The following is a 14,393-nucleotide window of genomic DNA, read 5'->3' on the forward strand; positions in this document are numbered from 1 at the left end:
CGTGAGCCTGGAAGGGAGAGCGATGGACTCGGTTTTCAAGGCGCTGGCCGACCCCACCCGGCGACTCCTGCTCGACCGCCTGCACGAGCACAACGGGCAGACGCTGCGCGAGCTGTGCGAGCGCCTGGACATGGCGCGCCAGTCGGCGACGCAACATCTGGACATCCTCCAGCGGGCCAACCTCGTGACCGTCGTGCGGCGCGGACGGGAACGGCTGCACTACCTCAATCCCGGGCCGATCCACGAGATCGAGGAGCGCTGGATCTCGGGGTTCGACAAGCCGCGCCTACAAACGATCAGTGCCATCAGGAATCAGGCAGAGGAGTACGCCATGACCGACGAATCCGCATCCGTGCCGACCTACGTCTACGTCACCTACATCCGCGCGAGCGCGGAGCAGGTGTGGCGGGCCCTGACCGACGCGGACCTGACGGCCCGCTATTGGGGACACGCCAACGTCTCGGACTGGCAGCCGGGCTCGGGTTGGGAGCACCGACGCGTCGACGGGTCGGGTGCCGTCGACGTCGTCGGTCGCGTGCTGGAGACCGAGCCCCCGACGCGCCTGGTCGTCACCTTCGAGGACACCCCCGACGCCGAGGCGCCCAGGGAGCCGTCCGTGGTCACCTTCCTCGTCGAACCGCACCACGACATCGTCCGGCTCACCGTGACCCACGAGAACCTCCCCAACCTGGCGATGCTCGGCGGCATTTCGCGGGGGTGGCCGGCCGTGCTGGCCAACCTCAAGTCCCTGCTGGAGACCGGCGAGGTCCTTCCGCAGGCGCCGTGGGAGATGTCCCCCGCGCACGACTGAGCGGGCGGGCGTCGCCGCCCCTCCCGCGCTCGTTCCCGCCGTTCCCGGCCGGCGCTCCCCCTTCCGCGCAGGATCGCAAGAGAATGAGGACACGATGGACACCACCCCGCTTCGGGACGCCTACCGTGCGTTGCTGGACGCCGCCGCCACGGTGGCCGACTCCGGCGACCCGAGCCCGGTCCCGCCGACCGGCGAGTGGAACGCGGACCGGATCCTCGCGCACATCGCCATCGTCGGCGCCGGCGCCGTCACGGCCGTCTCCTGCGTCGCCACCGGAGCGATCGCGACGTACGACAACCGACTGGCGCACGACCCCTGGACTCTCGACCGCGTCTTCACGCTCGCCGGGGGCAATACCGGGATCCGAGAACGCATCCGCATCCAGGGCGAAGCCCTGTGCGCACTGAGCGGACCGACGTTGAGCGAGGCCGAACTCGACACGCCGATGCCCACGGTGCTCGTGTCCCACGACGCGGCGCTGGTCGATGGGCCGGTACCGCTGCGCGACCTGCTGGCCGGCCTCGCGGCAGTGGAACTGCCGGGCCACACCCGGCAACTCCTGGCCCTGTTGCCGGCGCGGGCCGGGACGGAGGGCGGCGCCTGAGCCCGGCGCCCTACCGTTCCCGATCGACCGCGGGCTCCCGTACCCGTGCGAGGAACTCCTCGGCGGTGACCACGTCGGCGGTGGACTGGGCCAGGACCACCAGGGCGGTGCGGTGGACCTCCTCGGCGGACATCGCACCCCAGCCCAGGTCGGGGTGGTCGTAGGTGGCGCAGGCGTCGGCGACCACCACGGTCCAGTAGTCGCGGAACATGGCGTCGCGCGCGGTGGCGTGCACACAGTCCTCGGTGGTCACGCCGGTGACCGCCACGGTGGTGATGCCCCGACCGCGCAGCAACATGTCGAGATCGGTGCCGTGGAAACCGCTGTAGCGGTGCTTCTTGACCACGATCTCGCCCTCCACGGGCGCGACATCGGGATGGATCTCGCTGCCGGGCGAGCCGTCGACGAGCGCGGCGCCCGAGGCGATCGGCGGATACAGGTCCCCGTAACGTCCCAGGTCGGAGCCGTCCGCACGGTGCACGTGCGCGGTGTACACGACCAGGATCCCGGCTCGGCGACAGGCGTCGAGCAGTCCGACGAGGGTGGGCAGCATGGCGCGACCCGCGGGCGACTCCATGGGCGCGCCGGGGGAGATGAAGTCGTGCTGGACGTCGACGACGATCAGCGCGGTACGCGCCGGATCGATGGCACTCACCCGGTAACCCATGGCGGGACCTCCTCGAACACGGTTCTCACCGCGCCGCGATATGGCGTGAACTTGACGTACGCCACGATAGCTCTATACCACCGGGTTGCAAAGATCCATTCGCGCGAGCCGGTCGCGGCGGGTCAGCGGGCGGAGAGGGTGTCGTCCACCCATTCGCTGGCCAGTACCTCGTCCAGGACCAGTGCTCCGGCGCCCAACATGCACGCGTCTCGGCCGGTGACGGCGGTGGCGATCTCCAGGTCGCGGGTGGCCAGCGGCAGGCAGCGTTCGTAGATGGCTCCGCGGACCGCGGCGACGAACGGTTCGGCCGCCGACAGGCCACCGCCCAGGACCAGCACGTCGGGGTTGAAGAAGTTCACCAGCGGGGTCAGCACCTGACCGGCCAGGCGGCCGGCGTTGCGCACCAGCGTGGTCACCTCCGGAACGCCGTCGTTGACCAGTTCGACGAGTTGCCGCGACGAGGAGACCTCGATCCCCTGCGCGCGCAGCGTCCGCCGCAGCGCCGCGCCGCTCGCGTGCGCCTCCAGGCAGTCGGAGTGGCCGCACGAGCAGGTGACCGGCTCGGGAACGTGCACCGGGACGTGGCTGATGTCGCCGGCCGCGCCCCGCCCCCGATGCAGCTTTCCGGACGCGATGATGCCGCAGCCGATCCCGGTGCCGGCCTTGACCGCCATCAGGTTGTCCCGGTCCGGCCAGCCGTAGCGGTGTTCGCCCACCGCCATCAGATTGGCGTCGTTCTCCACCACCACGCGTACGCCCAGCAGTTCGCTCATCCGGCGGCCGATCGGGTACTCGTTCCAGCCCGGCATCCGCGACGGTGCGACCACCTTGGCGGCCCCCGGGTCGACCGGGCCGGGCATGCCGATGCCGACCCCGAGCAGCGGAAGTCGCTCGACCGTCGCCTGACGGAGCGTCATCCGGATGTGCTCCAGCAGGCGTTCGCTCACCCGCTCGGGACCCTCGGCGATGTCGCCCGGGAGTTCGTGTTCCAGAAGCACGCGGCCGGCCAGGTCCAGCACCGCCATCCGCACGTGGTGGGTACCCACGTCGACGGCCACCACCACGCCCGCGTTCTCGTGCAGCCGTAGTTGCCGGGGACGACGGCCGCCCCGCGAGGCGCCCTCGCCGTCCTCGCGCAGCAGGCCCGCGTCGATGAGTTCCTCCACGCGCAGCGAGACGCTCGACGGGGCCATGCCGCTCAATCGGGCGAGTTCCGCCCGGGATCGACCGTGCCCCTTGGCCACCAGTCGCACCAGGTCACCCGCGCTTCCAGCCAACGTCCCACTCCCGTTCGAGGCACACCTGCTGCGGTACGGCAGTGACAGGAATAGCACACCCCGTAATAACCAGCAAGGCATTGACTTCCTTCGAATTTCGCTTCTACTGTCACACGAAACTTCGATTCCGAACAAAGATGGAGCGTTGATGAAGTCCGCGTCGCCTTCTTCCGCCGTACTGACGCCCATGGTCGAGGCGCGCGCCATCAACAAGTCGTTCGGCGCGGTCCGCGTGCTGACCGATGTGGACCTGACCGTCGCCGCCGGCGAGGTGGTCGTGCTGATCGGCCCTTCCGGCGCGGGCAAGTCGACGCTGTGCCGCTGTCTGAACCGGCTGGAAAACGTCGATTCGGGCGTGGTTCTCCTGGACGGGGAGGAACTGCCCGCCGAGGGTCGGGCATTGGCCCGGCTGCGCACCGAAGTGGGCATGGTCTTCCAACAGTTCAACCTGTTCGCGCACAAGACCGTGCTGCAGAACGTCACGCTCGGGCCGACCCGGGTCAAGGGCCTGTCCGCGAGCGACGCGGACCGGCAGGCCCGGGCGCTGTTGGACCGGGTGGGCATCGCCGACAAGGCGGACCACTACCCGGCGCAGTTGTCCGGCGGCCAGCAGCAGCGCGCGGCCATCGCCCGGGCGTTGGCCATGCAACCCAAGGTGATGTTGTTCGACGAGCCGACCAGCGCACTGGACCCGGAGATGGTCAACGAGGTCCTGGACGTGATGGTCGACCTGGCCCGCGAGGGGATGACCATGGTCGTGGTCACGCACGAGATGGGCTTCGCCCGCCGGGCCGCCGACCGGGTGGTCTTCATGGCGGACGGCCGAATCGTCGAGGTCGGCACGCCGGAGACCTTCTTCACCACCCCGATCACCGAACGCGCCCGGGACTTCCTGTCCAAGGTGCTCAACCACTGACCGACCCGGCCTCCGCGCCACCGCCCGCCGGGCCGTCCGCGGCCCCGGGTCCCGGGTCACCGGGCCGGCCCCGGCCCCGGCCCATCGCAGCACCGCACCGCCGAGCGTCGGGGCCACCGCTCCGCTCCCCGGCCCCGAACGCCCTCGTCCCCACACACCCACCTGCGAAGGAAGGCCCCCCGATGTCCGGCTTCCCCCTGAGTCGCCTGCGCACCGCCGCGTCCCCGCGTCGCCTGCGCACCGCCGCCCCGGCGGTCCTCGCGGCACTGTCCCTGACCGCGCTGGCCGCCTGTTCCGGCGGCTCCTCCTCGGACGTCCCCGGTGGCGCCAAGCCCGCCGGCGAGGACGTCGCCAAGCAGGCCGACGTCGCACCGGACACCGCGATCCTGCCCGGCTCCACGATGGCCAAGATCAAGGAGCGCGGCTACCTGATCGTCGGCGGCTCCCAGGACGCCCCGCTGTGGTCGCAGCTCAACCCGATATCCGGCAAGACCGACGGGTTCGACGCCGAGATGGGCCGGCTGCTGGCGAAGTACATCATCGGCAAGCCCGAGGTGAAGATCGTCAGTTCGGCCACCGAGACCCGTGAGGCGCTGCTCCAGAACGGCACCGTCGACGTGGTCTTCCAGACCTACACGATCACCCCCAAGCGGGCCGAACAGGTCGCGTTCGCGGGCCCGTACTACTCGTCGGGCCAGGCCATCCTGGTCAAGAAGGGCACCGGCGGCATCAAGCTGCCCGCCGACCTGAACGGCAAGACCGTGATCGCCGGCGCCAACACCCCCGCGATCGCCGCGATCAAGCAGGTCGCGCCGGACGCGAAGGTGGTCACCTTCGGCAGCGACCCCGAGTGCGTCACGGCGCTGCGCCAGGGCCGCGGCGACGCGTACGTCCAGGACCAGGCGCTCCTGGTCGCGGACGTGAAGCAGAACCCCGACACCACGGTGGTGGGCGAGCCGTTCACGGCCGACCCGTACGGCATCGGGCTCAAGCACGACGACGCCGCGTTCAAGACGTTCGTCAACGACTGGCTGCGCAAGATCGGCCAGAACGGCGCGTGGCAGACGGTCTGGAAGCAGACCCTCGGCACGGTCGTCGAGGGCAACCCGCCGACGCCGCCCGCGATCGGCGGCGTCCCCGGCTCCTGATCCCCCGGGTCGGGAGGGCGGCACGCCACGCCCTCCCGACCCGGGCCGCCCCGGGCCGGGTCCCCTGCCGGCCCGGGCATCCGGCCCCAAGCCGCCGGCCGACGCCCCGAAGCGGTCTTCCCGCGCGGCGGGACCCGCCCGCGCCACCTCTCCGCCCTCTCCCGAAAGGCCATCGCCGATGGATGTCGTGCTGCGACATCTCTCCGCCTTCACCGACGGCATCACCACCACGCTCGAACTCACCGCGTTGTCCTTCGCCGGCGCCCTGGTGATCGGCATCGTGGTGGCCGCCATGCGGGTGTCCCCCGTCGCCGCCCTGCGCGGAGTGGGCACCGTGTACGTGGAGACCTTCCAGAACACCCCGCTGCTGGTCCTGCTCGTCCTGTTCGTCTTCGGCCTGCCGGAAGTCGGGGTGATCTTCCCGCTGTTCACCACCGCGGTGATCGTGATCGCGCTCTACGAGGCGGCCTACATCGCCGAGGCCGTGCGCTCGGGGATCAACACCGTGTCCATCGGCCAGGCCGAGGCGGCGCGGGCGCTGGGACTGACCTTCGGCCAGTCGCTGCGCCTGGTGATCCTGCCGCAGGCGCTGCGCGGCGTGGTCCAGCCGATCGGCAACATCTTCATCGCGCTGACCATGAACACCTCGTTGGCGGCGGCGGTCGGCGTGGTCGAGCTGACCTCCGCCGCCAACCGGGTCAACCTGCTGGAGGCCCAGCCCATCCCGGTGTTCGTGGGTGCGGGCCTGGGCTACATGGTCATCTGCGCCGCGGCGGGTCTGCTCACCGGCGTCATCGAGCGGAAGGTGGCGATCGTGCGATGAGCGCGTCCCGAGTGCTGTTCGACGAGCCCGGCCCGATCGCGCGCCGCCGGATGCGGATCGCCGGCATCGTGGTCGCCGTCGCGGTGGCCGCGCTGTTGGCCCTGGCCGTACGGCGGTTCGCCGACCACGGTCAGCTCGACGCGGACAAGTGGCGGCCGTACACCACGTGGCCGATGTGGCGGTATCTCCTGGAGGGCCTGTGGGCCACGCTGCGCGCCGCGGCCGTCGCCACCGCGCTGTCCGTGGCCGGTGGCATCGTGCTGGCCCTGGGCCGGCTGTCCCGGCGGCGCGCGCTGCGGTGGCCGGCCACCGTGTACATCGAGGTGATGCGCACGGTTCCGGTGCTGCTGCTGGTGTACCTCGTCCTGTTCGGGTTGCCGCACTACGGCGTGGATTTGCCGCTGTTCTGGAAGCTCGTGCTGCCGCTGTCGGTGTCCGCGGCGGCGATCTTCGCGGAGATCTTCCGGGCCGGGATCCTGTCCCTGGACCGGGGTCAACGCGAGGCGGGCCTGGCCGTCGGGCTGACCGACACACAGACGATGCGGCTGATCGTGCTGCCGCAGGCCGTACGCCGGTTGTTGCCGTCCCTGGTCAGCCAGTCGGTCGGCCTGCTCAAGGACACCTCGCTCGGCTTCATCGTCAGCTACTCCGAACTGCTTTACAGCGGGCGAGTGTTGGCCAGTTACAACCGGTTGTTGATCCAGACCTACATCATCATCGCGCTCGTCTACATCGTGCTCAACGCGTCGCTGTCCAAGCTGGCCCGCACGCTGGAGGCCCGGCAGGGCTTCCGACCGGCAGGTCGCCGGAGCCTGCGCACGCTGGTGCGCGCTCGTGCGGGCTCGGACGCGCGGCTGTGACGACCGTGCCGATGGTGACCGCCGCGACGACGAGCCCTCGAACACCCGCGACACCTCCGTCACCGGCGGCCACTCGGTCGCAGGCCCCGCAGGACCCGATCCGCCAGGAGGACACCGTGCGCCCCGAACCCAGCCCGCGTTACGCCGAGTTGGCCGAGGTGGTCCGCTCCGGCTTCGTGGAGAGCCGGCACTTCGGCAGTCTGGTCGCGCTGGCCCCGGACGGGCGGCCCGCGATCGAGGTGGGCGACCCGAACGACCCGGTGATCCCGCGCTCTTCGGCCAAACCGTTCCAGGCGCTGGCCTGCCTGCGCGCGGGCGCGCCGTTGCACGGGGCGCACGTGGCGATCGCGGCGGGCAGCCACACCGGGCAGGACTTCCACGTCCACGCGGTGCACGAGATCCTGACGGCGGCCGGCCTGACCGCGGACGCGCTGCGGTGTCCGCCGAGCCGCCCGGAGGACGAGGCGGCGTACCGGGCGATGATCGGGCGCGGCGAGGGTGACTCGCGCGAGCGGATGAACTGCTCCGGCAAACACGCCGCGATGCTGGCCGCGTGTGTCGCGGCCGGTTGGCCCACCGACGGCTACCTCGATCCGGCGCACCCGCTGCAGCTGCTGGTCCGCGAGGGCATCGAGGAACTGGCCGACGAACCGGTCGCGCACACCGCCGTGGACGGCTGCGGCGCACCGGTGTTCGCGATGACGCTGACCGGACTGGCCCGAGGCGTGCGCGCGTTGGCCGTGGCGACGAGCGGGCCCGAGCGTACGATCGCCGAGGCGATGCGTGCGCACCCGGAATTCGTGGGCGGGGACGGGCAGGCCAACACCGAGGTGATGCGGCTGCTGCCCGGCACGCTGGTCAAGGGCGGCGCCGAGGGCGTGTTCGTGGCCGCGACGACGGCCGGGCACGCGGTCGCGGTCAAGGTGATCGACGGCAGCCCGCGGGCCACCACCGCCCTCGCCCTGGCGGCACTGCGCGCGCTGGGCGTGGACACGGAGGCGGCGCGCGAGTGGGCTTCCGTCCCGGTGCTCGGCGGCGGTCTGCCGGTCGGCGAGGTCCGGGTGACGGCCGACCTCCCGAACTAGGCCCTGCCCGGCGGGCCTCCCGACGCGGTCGCCTCGCCGGGCCGTCCGGGGCCGGCCCGCCCCAAGCTCTCCCGTACATCCGCTGGCTTCCCCGTACTCCCGTTGTCCTCCAGGAGACTCACGACATGATCGTCACCGCCGGTCCCACCCCCGCCCTGACCTATGAGATCTGCATCGACGACGTTCCCGGCGCGCTCGCCGCCGAGCGCGTGGGCGCGCACCGCGTCGAGTTGTGCGCGGACCTGTTCGAGGGTGGCATCACGCCGAGCCTCGGCCTGATCGAGACCACCCTGGCCGCCGTCGAGGCCATCCGGGTCCATGTCATCGTGCGTCCGCGCGGCGGCGACTTCGTCTACGACGAGTACGAGGTCGCCGCGATGCGCCGGGACGTCGAGGCGATCCGGGCGGCCGGTGCGCACGGGGTGGTGATCGGCGCGCTGACCCCGGACGGCGAGTTGGACCGGCCGGCGATCGAAGAGCTGATGGCCGCCGCCGGCGACCGTTCGGTCACCTTCCACCGCGCCTTCGACATGGCCCGCGACCCGCACGCCGCGCTGGAGGAGTTGATCGAGCTCGGCGTCGACCGGGTGCTCACCTCCGGTCAGGACAGCAGCGTGCTCGAAGGGGCGCCGCTGATCGCCAGTCTGGTCGAACAGGCCGCGGGCCGGATCGTGATCATGCCGGGCGGCGGGATCACCGCCCGCAACATCGACCGCGTCCTGGCCGCCACCGGCGCGCGCGAGGTGCACTTCGCGGCGGGTGCGGTGCTGGAGAGCACGGCGACCCACCGCAACCCTTACCCGTACATGGGCGGTGCACTGCGCCAACCGGAATACTCCCGCCGGGTGACCTCGGCGGACGGGATCCGCGACGTGGTCGAGGCCGCTCGCAAGCGCTGATCGACGGCCCCGTCGACCGGGTCGGGAAATTCGGGAGATTCGTCGGCCGGGCACCGATGAGTTTGTGGTGCGGGACAGGTCGGTACTGGTGAACACAATCCCAGCACCCAGTACCGGAGGTCGCGATGACCGGCAAGGCCCTCACCACCTGCTTGTGGTTCGACGGACAGGCCGAGGAGGCCGCGAACCACTACCTGACCATCTTCGAGGACAGCAAGCTGGGCCGGATCGCCCGCTACAACGAGGCCGGCCCGGGTCCGGCCGGCTCGGTGATCACCGTGGAGTTCGAGATCAACGGGCAGCAGTTCGTCGGCCTCAACGGCGGACCCCAGTTCACCTTCGACGAGGCCATCTCGTTCCAGGTCCCCTGTGCCGACCAGGACGAGGTCGACTACTACTGGGACAAGCTCTCCGAGGGCGGCCAGGAGGGTCCCTGCGGGTGGGTCAAGGACAAGTACGGCGTCTCCTGGCAGGTCGTTCCCACCGAACTGATCGACATGCTCACCGACGGGGATCAACAGAAGGCGGCCCGCGCCACCGCGGTCATGCTCAAGATGGGCAAGCTCGACATCGCCGCCCTGCGCAAGGCGTACGACGGCGAGTGACCACGACGCCCGTTCGCCGACCGGATCGTGCGCCGTGAACGGCGTCGACCCGGTCGGCCGTGCGCAGCGGAGGCAAGGGTTCCGGCAAGGCGCGGGAAAGTGCCGGCGGGGGGCTGTCGGGACGGTGCGCGCGTCGCTGGCATTCCGGGATCCCGCTACTTTGTGACGTCGCCCGGCCACGAACGGTCGAACGTCGATACCGCACCCGGTATCGGGAACGTCTCGGGCGGGCGCGGCACGGTCCGATCGTCCCGGAGGCGTTGGTCATGCCGCACCGCTCGCCCGTCCCCGCGAGGCCCGTTCTCCTCCCGCCGACCCCGCTCGGGTCGGGATCCTCGGTGCCGGACACGTGCTCGTCCGGCCCTTTCGCACCCGCCTTCGCCCCGGCCGGCCCCGGCGCCTCGGCCGCCTGCGCGTTCGATCGGGGATCCCGCGCCGCCGCGCCGATCGTCGAGGTTCTGCCGCATCCGTTGTTGCGGCCCGGTGTGCGGTTCTACCGGGGTTTGCGGGTCGCGTTCGATCGACCGCGGCGGCGGCTGGAGTTGCCGGTGGGCTTTGCCACGCTGGTGCTCGGGTTCGATCAGCGGATCCGGGTCGGGCCGGTGGCCGCGGATGCCGCGTCGAGCCGGGCCGGCACGTTCACATCCTTGTTCGCGGGCATGCGGACCAAGGCGGTGATCGGTGAACATCGGGGGTTCGTGCACGGCATCGAGGTGGTGATGCATCCGTGGGCGGCGTACGCGATGTTCGGGGTGTCGATGCACGAGCTGGCCGAACAGCTGGTCGATCCGAGCGAGTTCGCCGACGCGCGGATCCTCCGACTGACCGAGCGGCTCGCCGAACTGCCCGACTGGCCCGCCCGGTTCGCGCTGCTGGACGCCACCCTGCTGCGCTGGCAGGCGAGTGGTCCGGGGCCCGCGCCCCGGGTGCTGCGTGCCTGGGAGTTGTTGTCCGTCTCGGCGGGTCGGCTGCCGATCGGTGGCCTGGCGGCGGAACTGGGCTGGGGCGAGCGGCAGTTGGAGCGCAGGTTCCGGGAGCAGTTGGGTCTGCGGCCCAAGGCCGTGGCCCGGGTGCTGCGGTTGCAGGACGCGCTGCGCATGGTGGTGGCGGGGCTGCCGTTGGCCGAGGTCGCCACCCGTACCGGGTTCTACGACCAGTCTCACCTCAACCGCGAGGTCAGGGCCGCCACCGGGCTCACCCCCGGCGGCTTCCTCGCCCACGCGCCGCACGCGTCGGCCCGGCCCACGCGCCTCGACGGCACGGTCACCACGGTGTTGTTGCCGCAGCCCCGGCCGTGAGGCGGAACGCGGGGCGGGCCTCCCCCATCGGGCCCGCCCCGCGGATGCCCGTGCCCGACCGGGGGGACCGGTCGGGCCGCCCGACCTCGGGGGGTGAGGCTCCGTGCGGGGCGTGACCAGGCTGCCGGGCCGGCTACGGGCGGGTATTGGAGAAAACCGACGTACCCGGGTCGCCGGGCCGGGCCTCCTGCGTGCCGGTCGCCGCGTGCCACCAGGCGGCGGCCCGATCGACCGCGAGTCGGTCCGCCCAGACGTCCTCGGGGTCGTCGGGCATCAACAGTTCGGGAATCATCAACCGCTGCTCGGGCTCCACTTCCCGGGACAACTCCCGTGCCGCGTCCGCGATCTCGCCCGGATCCGTCCCGGACCGCTCGGCCAGACCCGCGTCCACGCCCTGGCCACGCCGGACCAGATACGTGTCGTAGGGGTCGAATCCCGCCGTCAGGACGGCCGCCCGAGCCGATGACATCCCGGTCCCGGCGGCGAACGCGGCGACCGAACGGTGTGGCCACGGCGCCGTGCCCCGGTCGTGATGCAGGCGCAACAGCGCGGCGATCCGGGCCATGCCGCCCCAGCCGGGGCAGACCCGCTCGGTGACGATCGCCCCGAACGGCGCCGCGCCGAACCGGCCTTCGGGTTCGTACTCCAGCACCGAAACGACCTTGCCGCGCGGCGCACGCGAACGCTGGAGCACGATCGCGCAACCGCGTACGGTGCGGCACACGGTGTCCTGCTCGGGTGGGTGCCCGGAGTCCACCTCGACCTCCAGCACCCGCCAGCGACCGCCGGGGTCCCCCAGTTCCGGTACCGCCCAGATCCGCAGGTGGTCGCGGGCGAGTTCGCGTTGGTGCTCGAGGCCCCCGGAACCGGGGATCAGCGCGAGCCGCAACGCCCGATTGCCGAGCCTGCCCAACGTCCTCTCCCAGCCCAGGGCGTCGACCAGGTGCACGGTCTGCGGCGGCACTTCGACGGTCGGGTCGGCGCACACGGTGGCGACCCGAACGACGCGCTCGAACATGTCCTGCATCGAGGTGTAGTACCGCGCCCGCAGGTCGCCCGCGTCGGCCCGCGGATGGGGCCGAGGCTCGGTACGCAACACCACGGCGGTCGAGGCGGCGTCCCCGGCCGCGGGCGGGTCCAGGTGACGGGCCGCCAGTTCGCGGCATTCGACGGCGGTCCAGACCGTACCGGCGATGCCTTCGAGCAGGCGGTCCGCGCGGATCCCCGGGAGCAGCGGGTCCAGTGCTTCGCGCAGTGCCCGATAGGCGTCGTCCACCTCGCGGGACGGGGAGCCGACCTCGATCCGGCGGCCGATCTCGGTGAGTCGGGCTCCGAGTTCGCGGTCCACGGCGGCCAGGCTGCGGTCGGCCAGGGCCCGGTCGGCGGCCCGCAGGACCCGCGAGCCGGCCTTGTCGCGGGGGACGAGGTCCGCCCACAGGTGCGCGGGCGGCACGAGTTCGCTGCCGGCTGCCCAGCGGTGCCTGCGCCCACCCACGCTGTGCGACCCGGACGAGCCGTGCGGCCGGGATGGGCCCTGGTACCACCGGGCGGTGATCACCCCGTCGGCGTCCGCCAGTTCCCACCACCCGGCCCCAGTCCGGCGCAGTTCCCGGACCTGCTCGCCACCGACCGGGACGAAGGTCGAGCAATCGGCCGGGCGGGGTTCCTTCGGACCGATCCGGACCGCGCTGAGCAGGCCGGCCTCGAAGCGATGGCGGTGGGTGGCGACGACGGAGGAGCCCCCGGTCTTGGGGAGCCGGACGCGCAGCGGGCCGGCCACCCGACGTCGGGCGTCGAAGACCAGCGCGCGCATGCCACCGATCACCGCGAACCCGGCGCGTGCGTCGGCGTTCTCCCCGTCCACGAGATCCACGGGGTGGACGTCGTCACCGGAGTCGAACCCGGTGAAGCGGTCGAGCGCCCGGTGTCCCAGTTCGTCGACGAGTCCGGCGCGCCAGGTGCGCGCGAGCAGCGCGGCCGGGTCGGTGCCCAGCAACTCGCCGACCGGCGGGCCCGCGGCCGGGTGCGCGTCGACCAACCGGGCCGGACCCACCAGGTCCAGGTAGTACACCGCCTCGTGCAGCGCGGGCAGGCTGCCGGCCCGAACCGCCACGACCCAGGTGTGCAGGGCTTCGAGCAGTACGTCCAGCAGGCCGGGCGAGGCCAGGACCGCGTCGACGGCCTCGGGGCGGGTGCGCAGCAGCGCGTAGACCGGGCAACCCAGCGCGAGCAGGTCGGCCCGCCGATCCAGGACCGCGTCCCGCAGCAGCGGCCGGAATCTCGGATCGGCGCACACGGCGCCGAGTCCGCCCCGCCGCTTGCGCAGGTCCAACCACGGCGCGAGACGAAGCGCGACGTCGCCCGGCGGGTCGGCCACCGGCACCCCGGCGTCGAGCGCGGCGTCCAGCAGATCCAGGTCCACGTCCCGGTCCGGCAAGGTGCCCCAGCGCTTGACCTCGACCGCCGCCAGGACCTCGGCGACCTCGCCTGCCGCGCGCAGTCGCCCGGCCAACTCGCGCAGGGCCTCCCGATCCCGCCCGGTGATCCGACGCCCTGTCAGCTTCCCCAACAGTTCCCGCAGTTCCTCACCGGCCGGGCACCGGCCCGGCGCGCCCGGCGCGCCCGTGTCCTTGTCGTCCATGGTCGTCCCCCGTCGTTCGTTTTCTGCGATGGCGTCCCGGTGCCGCGTCCCCGAAGCCGCCGTCACGTTTGTACCAGCACGGTCCGCCGGCCGTCGGGCGCGAACCCGGCCCGCCGGAGGCCGAGAGCCTGCTCGAGGGCCCGGGCCTCGGCCTGGTCCTGGACCTGCGCAGTCCGATCGAGCGCACCACCCGCCCGTGGCCCGAACTGCCCTCGGGCGTGCGCGTGCACCCGCTGCCCGTCATCCCGGCGCCGAGCACCGGCGCGACGACCTGGCCGGACCCGTTCGGTGCGGTCGAGTTCGGCCGCTGGTATGCCGAGTTGGCCGTGCACAACGCCGACCTCCCGGCCGAGGCCGTGCACCTCCTGGCCGCCCCGAGCCGCCCGCCCACGCTGATCCACTGCATCGCCGGCAAGGACCGCACCGGCATCGTGATCGCCGCCTGCTCGAACTCCTCGGCGCGACCGCCGAATCGATCACCGCCGACCACACCCGCACCGAGGAGGCGCTGCCCGCGCTCCGGGCCGGCAACGGCATTGCCGTTCCCGGCGTCGACCACGCCGTGATGCCCGCCGTCATCCTGCGTGCGCCGGCTGCCGCCATGCGCACGTGCCTGAGCGAACCGGGCAGCACCCGGGGCGGTTTCACCGGCCCGGGTGCCGCGTCGGGCGTCACGGCCGAGCACGTCGCGGCCCTGCGCGAGCGGCTGCGCGTCGACTCGGCCGATCGCTGAACCCATCCCGCCCACCGCGCCACCGG

The 14,393-nt window shown here is 72.2% G+C and carries 15 protein-coding genes; 12 read left to right on the forward strand and 3 right to left on the reverse strand.

All coding sequences use genetic code 11. The features are described 5' to 3' along the window. Positions 1 to 22 precede the first annotated feature (22 nt). Both OG948_RS44380 and OG948_RS44385 read left to right on the forward strand, forming a co-directional pair. Positions 23 to 811: a metalloregulator ArsR/SmtB family transcription factor gene (locus OG948_RS44380; RefSeq protein ID WP_331770676.1), complete on the forward strand. Its 789-nt coding sequence runs from the start codon at positions 23 to 25 to the stop codon at positions 809 to 811. A gap of 94 nt (positions 812 to 905) precedes the next feature. Beyond that, positions 906 to 1,415 (forward strand): hypothetical protein, encoded by a 510-nt coding sequence (locus OG948_RS44385; protein WP_331770677.1) that lies wholly within the window; start codon positions 906 to 908, stop codon positions 1,413 to 1,415. A 10-nt stretch (positions 1,416 to 1,425) separates the two neighbouring features. Here the strand turns inward: OG948_RS44385 and OG948_RS44390 are convergent, their stop codons facing one another. Next, on the reverse strand, positions 1,426 to 2,082 hold the full coding sequence (locus tag OG948_RS44390; RefSeq protein WP_331770678.1) for an isochorismatase family cysteine hydrolase: 657 nt from the start codon (positions 2,080 to 2,082) through the stop codon (positions 1,426 to 1,428). Positions 2,083 to 2,204: 122 nt separating this feature from the next. Then, a complete protein-coding gene (locus OG948_RS44395) occupies positions 2,205 to 3,359 on the reverse strand; it encodes an ROK family protein (protein WP_331770679.1) in 1,155 nt (384 codons plus the stop codon). A 148-nt stretch (positions 3,360 to 3,507) separates the two neighbouring features. On the opposite strand from OG948_RS44395, the gene OG948_RS44400 reads away from it, so the two are divergent. From OG948_RS44400 to OG948_RS44435, 8 genes are all read left to right on the forward strand, one after another. Continuing rightward, the gene (locus OG948_RS44400) at positions 3,508 to 4,275 is read left to right on the forward strand and encodes an amino acid ABC transporter ATP-binding protein (RefSeq protein ID WP_331770680.1); all 768 of its coding nucleotides are present in this window, start codon (positions 3,508 to 3,510) and stop codon (positions 4,273 to 4,275) included. Between the two features lie 182 nt (positions 4,276 to 4,457). After that, positions 4,458 to 5,423 carry a glutamate ABC transporter substrate-binding protein gene (locus OG948_RS44405; protein WP_331770681.1) on the forward strand — a complete coding sequence of 322 codons (966 nt, stop codon included), beginning with the start codon at positions 4,458 to 4,460 and terminating at the stop codon, positions 5,421 to 5,423. Positions 5,424 to 5,601: 178 nt separating this feature from the next. Then, the gene (locus tag OG948_RS44410) at positions 5,602 to 6,246 is read left to right on the forward strand and encodes an amino acid ABC transporter permease (protein ID WP_331770682.1); all 645 of its coding nucleotides are present in this window, start codon (positions 5,602 to 5,604) and stop codon (positions 6,244 to 6,246) included. Beyond that, entirely contained in the window at positions 6,243 to 7,106 is an 864-nt protein-coding gene (locus OG948_RS44415) for an amino acid ABC transporter permease (RefSeq protein WP_331770683.1), read from the forward strand. Before OG948_RS44410 ends, OG948_RS44415 begins: the two co-directional genes overlap by 4 nt. Positions 7,107 to 7,222: 116 nt before the next feature. Then, complete coding sequence (locus OG948_RS44420; RefSeq protein ID WP_331770684.1) at positions 7,223 to 8,191, forward strand: asparaginase; 969 nt, start codon at positions 7,223 to 7,225, stop codon at positions 8,189 to 8,191. A 125-nt stretch (positions 8,192 to 8,316) separates the two neighbouring features. Continuing rightward, a complete protein-coding gene (locus OG948_RS44425) occupies positions 8,317 to 9,090 on the forward strand; it encodes a copper homeostasis protein CutC (protein ID WP_331770685.1) in 774 nt (257 codons plus the stop codon). Positions 9,091 to 9,215: 125 nt separating this feature from the next. After that, complete coding sequence (locus tag OG948_RS44430) at positions 9,216 to 9,695, forward strand: VOC family protein (RefSeq protein ID WP_331770686.1); 480 nt, start codon at positions 9,216 to 9,218, stop codon at positions 9,693 to 9,695. A 338-nt stretch (positions 9,696 to 10,033) separates the two neighbouring features. Continuing rightward, a complete protein-coding gene (locus OG948_RS44435) occupies positions 10,034 to 10,993 on the forward strand; it encodes a helix-turn-helix domain-containing protein (protein ID WP_331770687.1) in 960 nt (319 codons plus the stop codon). Positions 10,994 to 11,126: 133 nt separating this feature from the next. On the opposite strand, the gene OG948_RS44440 is transcribed toward OG948_RS44435, so the two are convergent. Next, entirely contained in the window at positions 11,127 to 13,634 is a 2,508-nt protein-coding gene (locus OG948_RS44440) for a hypothetical protein (protein WP_331770688.1), read from the reverse strand. A gap of 68 nt (positions 13,635 to 13,702) precedes the next feature. Here OG948_RS44440 and OG948_RS44445 point away from each other — a divergent pair, with 68 nt between their 5' ends. Together OG948_RS44445 and OG948_RS44450 are read left to right on the forward strand one after the other, a co-directional pair. Further along, positions 13,703 to 14,200, forward strand: coding sequence for a tyrosine-protein phosphatase (locus OG948_RS44445; RefSeq protein WP_331770689.1), 498 nt, complete (start codon positions 13,703 to 13,705; stop codon positions 14,198 to 14,200). After that, on the forward strand, positions 14,200 to 14,367 hold the full coding sequence (locus OG948_RS44450; protein WP_331770690.1) for a hypothetical protein: 168 nt from the start codon (positions 14,200 to 14,202) through the stop codon (positions 14,365 to 14,367). Before OG948_RS44445 ends, OG948_RS44450 begins: the two co-directional genes overlap by 1 nt. Positions 14,368 to 14,393 lie beyond the last annotated feature (26 nt).

It is taken from the genome of Embleya sp. NBC_00888 (assembly GCF_045207655.1).
Lineage (GTDB): Bacteria > Actinomycetota > Actinomycetes > Streptomycetales > Streptomycetaceae > Embleya.

Excerpts from the sequence above, each read along its gene's own strand:
- OG948_RS44380 (WP_331770676.1), top strand. The coding sequence starts at position 23 with ATGGACTCGGTTTTCAAGGCGCTGGCCGACCCCACCCGGCGACTCCTG.
- OG948_RS44385 (WP_331770677.1), top strand. The coding sequence starts at position 906 with ATGGACACCACCCCGCTTCGGGACGCCTACCGTGCGTTGCTGGACGCC.
- OG948_RS44390 (WP_331770678.1), bottom strand. The coding sequence starts at position 2,082 with ATGGGTTACCGGGTGAGTGCCATCGATCCGGCGCGTACCGCGCTGATC.
- OG948_RS44400 (WP_331770680.1), top strand. The coding sequence starts at position 3,508 with ATGAAGTCCGCGTCGCCTTCTTCCGCCGTACTGACGCCCATGGTCGAG.
- OG948_RS44405 (WP_331770681.1), top strand. The coding sequence starts at position 4,458 with ATGTCCGGCTTCCCCCTGAGTCGCCTGCGCACCGCCGCGTCCCCGCGT.
- OG948_RS44410 (WP_331770682.1), top strand. The coding sequence starts at position 5,602 with ATGGATGTCGTGCTGCGACATCTCTCCGCCTTCACCGACGGCATCACC.
- OG948_RS44415 (WP_331770683.1), top strand. The coding sequence starts at position 6,243 with ATGAGCGCGTCCCGAGTGCTGTTCGACGAGCCCGGCCCGATCGCGCGC.
- OG948_RS44425 (WP_331770685.1), top strand. The coding sequence starts at position 8,317 with ATGATCGTCACCGCCGGTCCCACCCCCGCCCTGACCTATGAGATCTGC.
- OG948_RS44430 (WP_331770686.1), top strand. The coding sequence starts at position 9,216 with ATGACCGGCAAGGCCCTCACCACCTGCTTGTGGTTCGACGGACAGGCC.
- OG948_RS44440 (WP_331770688.1), bottom strand. The coding sequence starts at position 13,634 with ATGGACGACAAGGACACGGGCGCGCCGGGCGCGCCGGGCCGGTGCCCG.
- OG948_RS44450 (WP_331770690.1), top strand. The coding sequence starts at position 14,200 with ATGCCCGCCGTCATCCTGCGTGCGCCGGCTGCCGCCATGCGCACGTGC.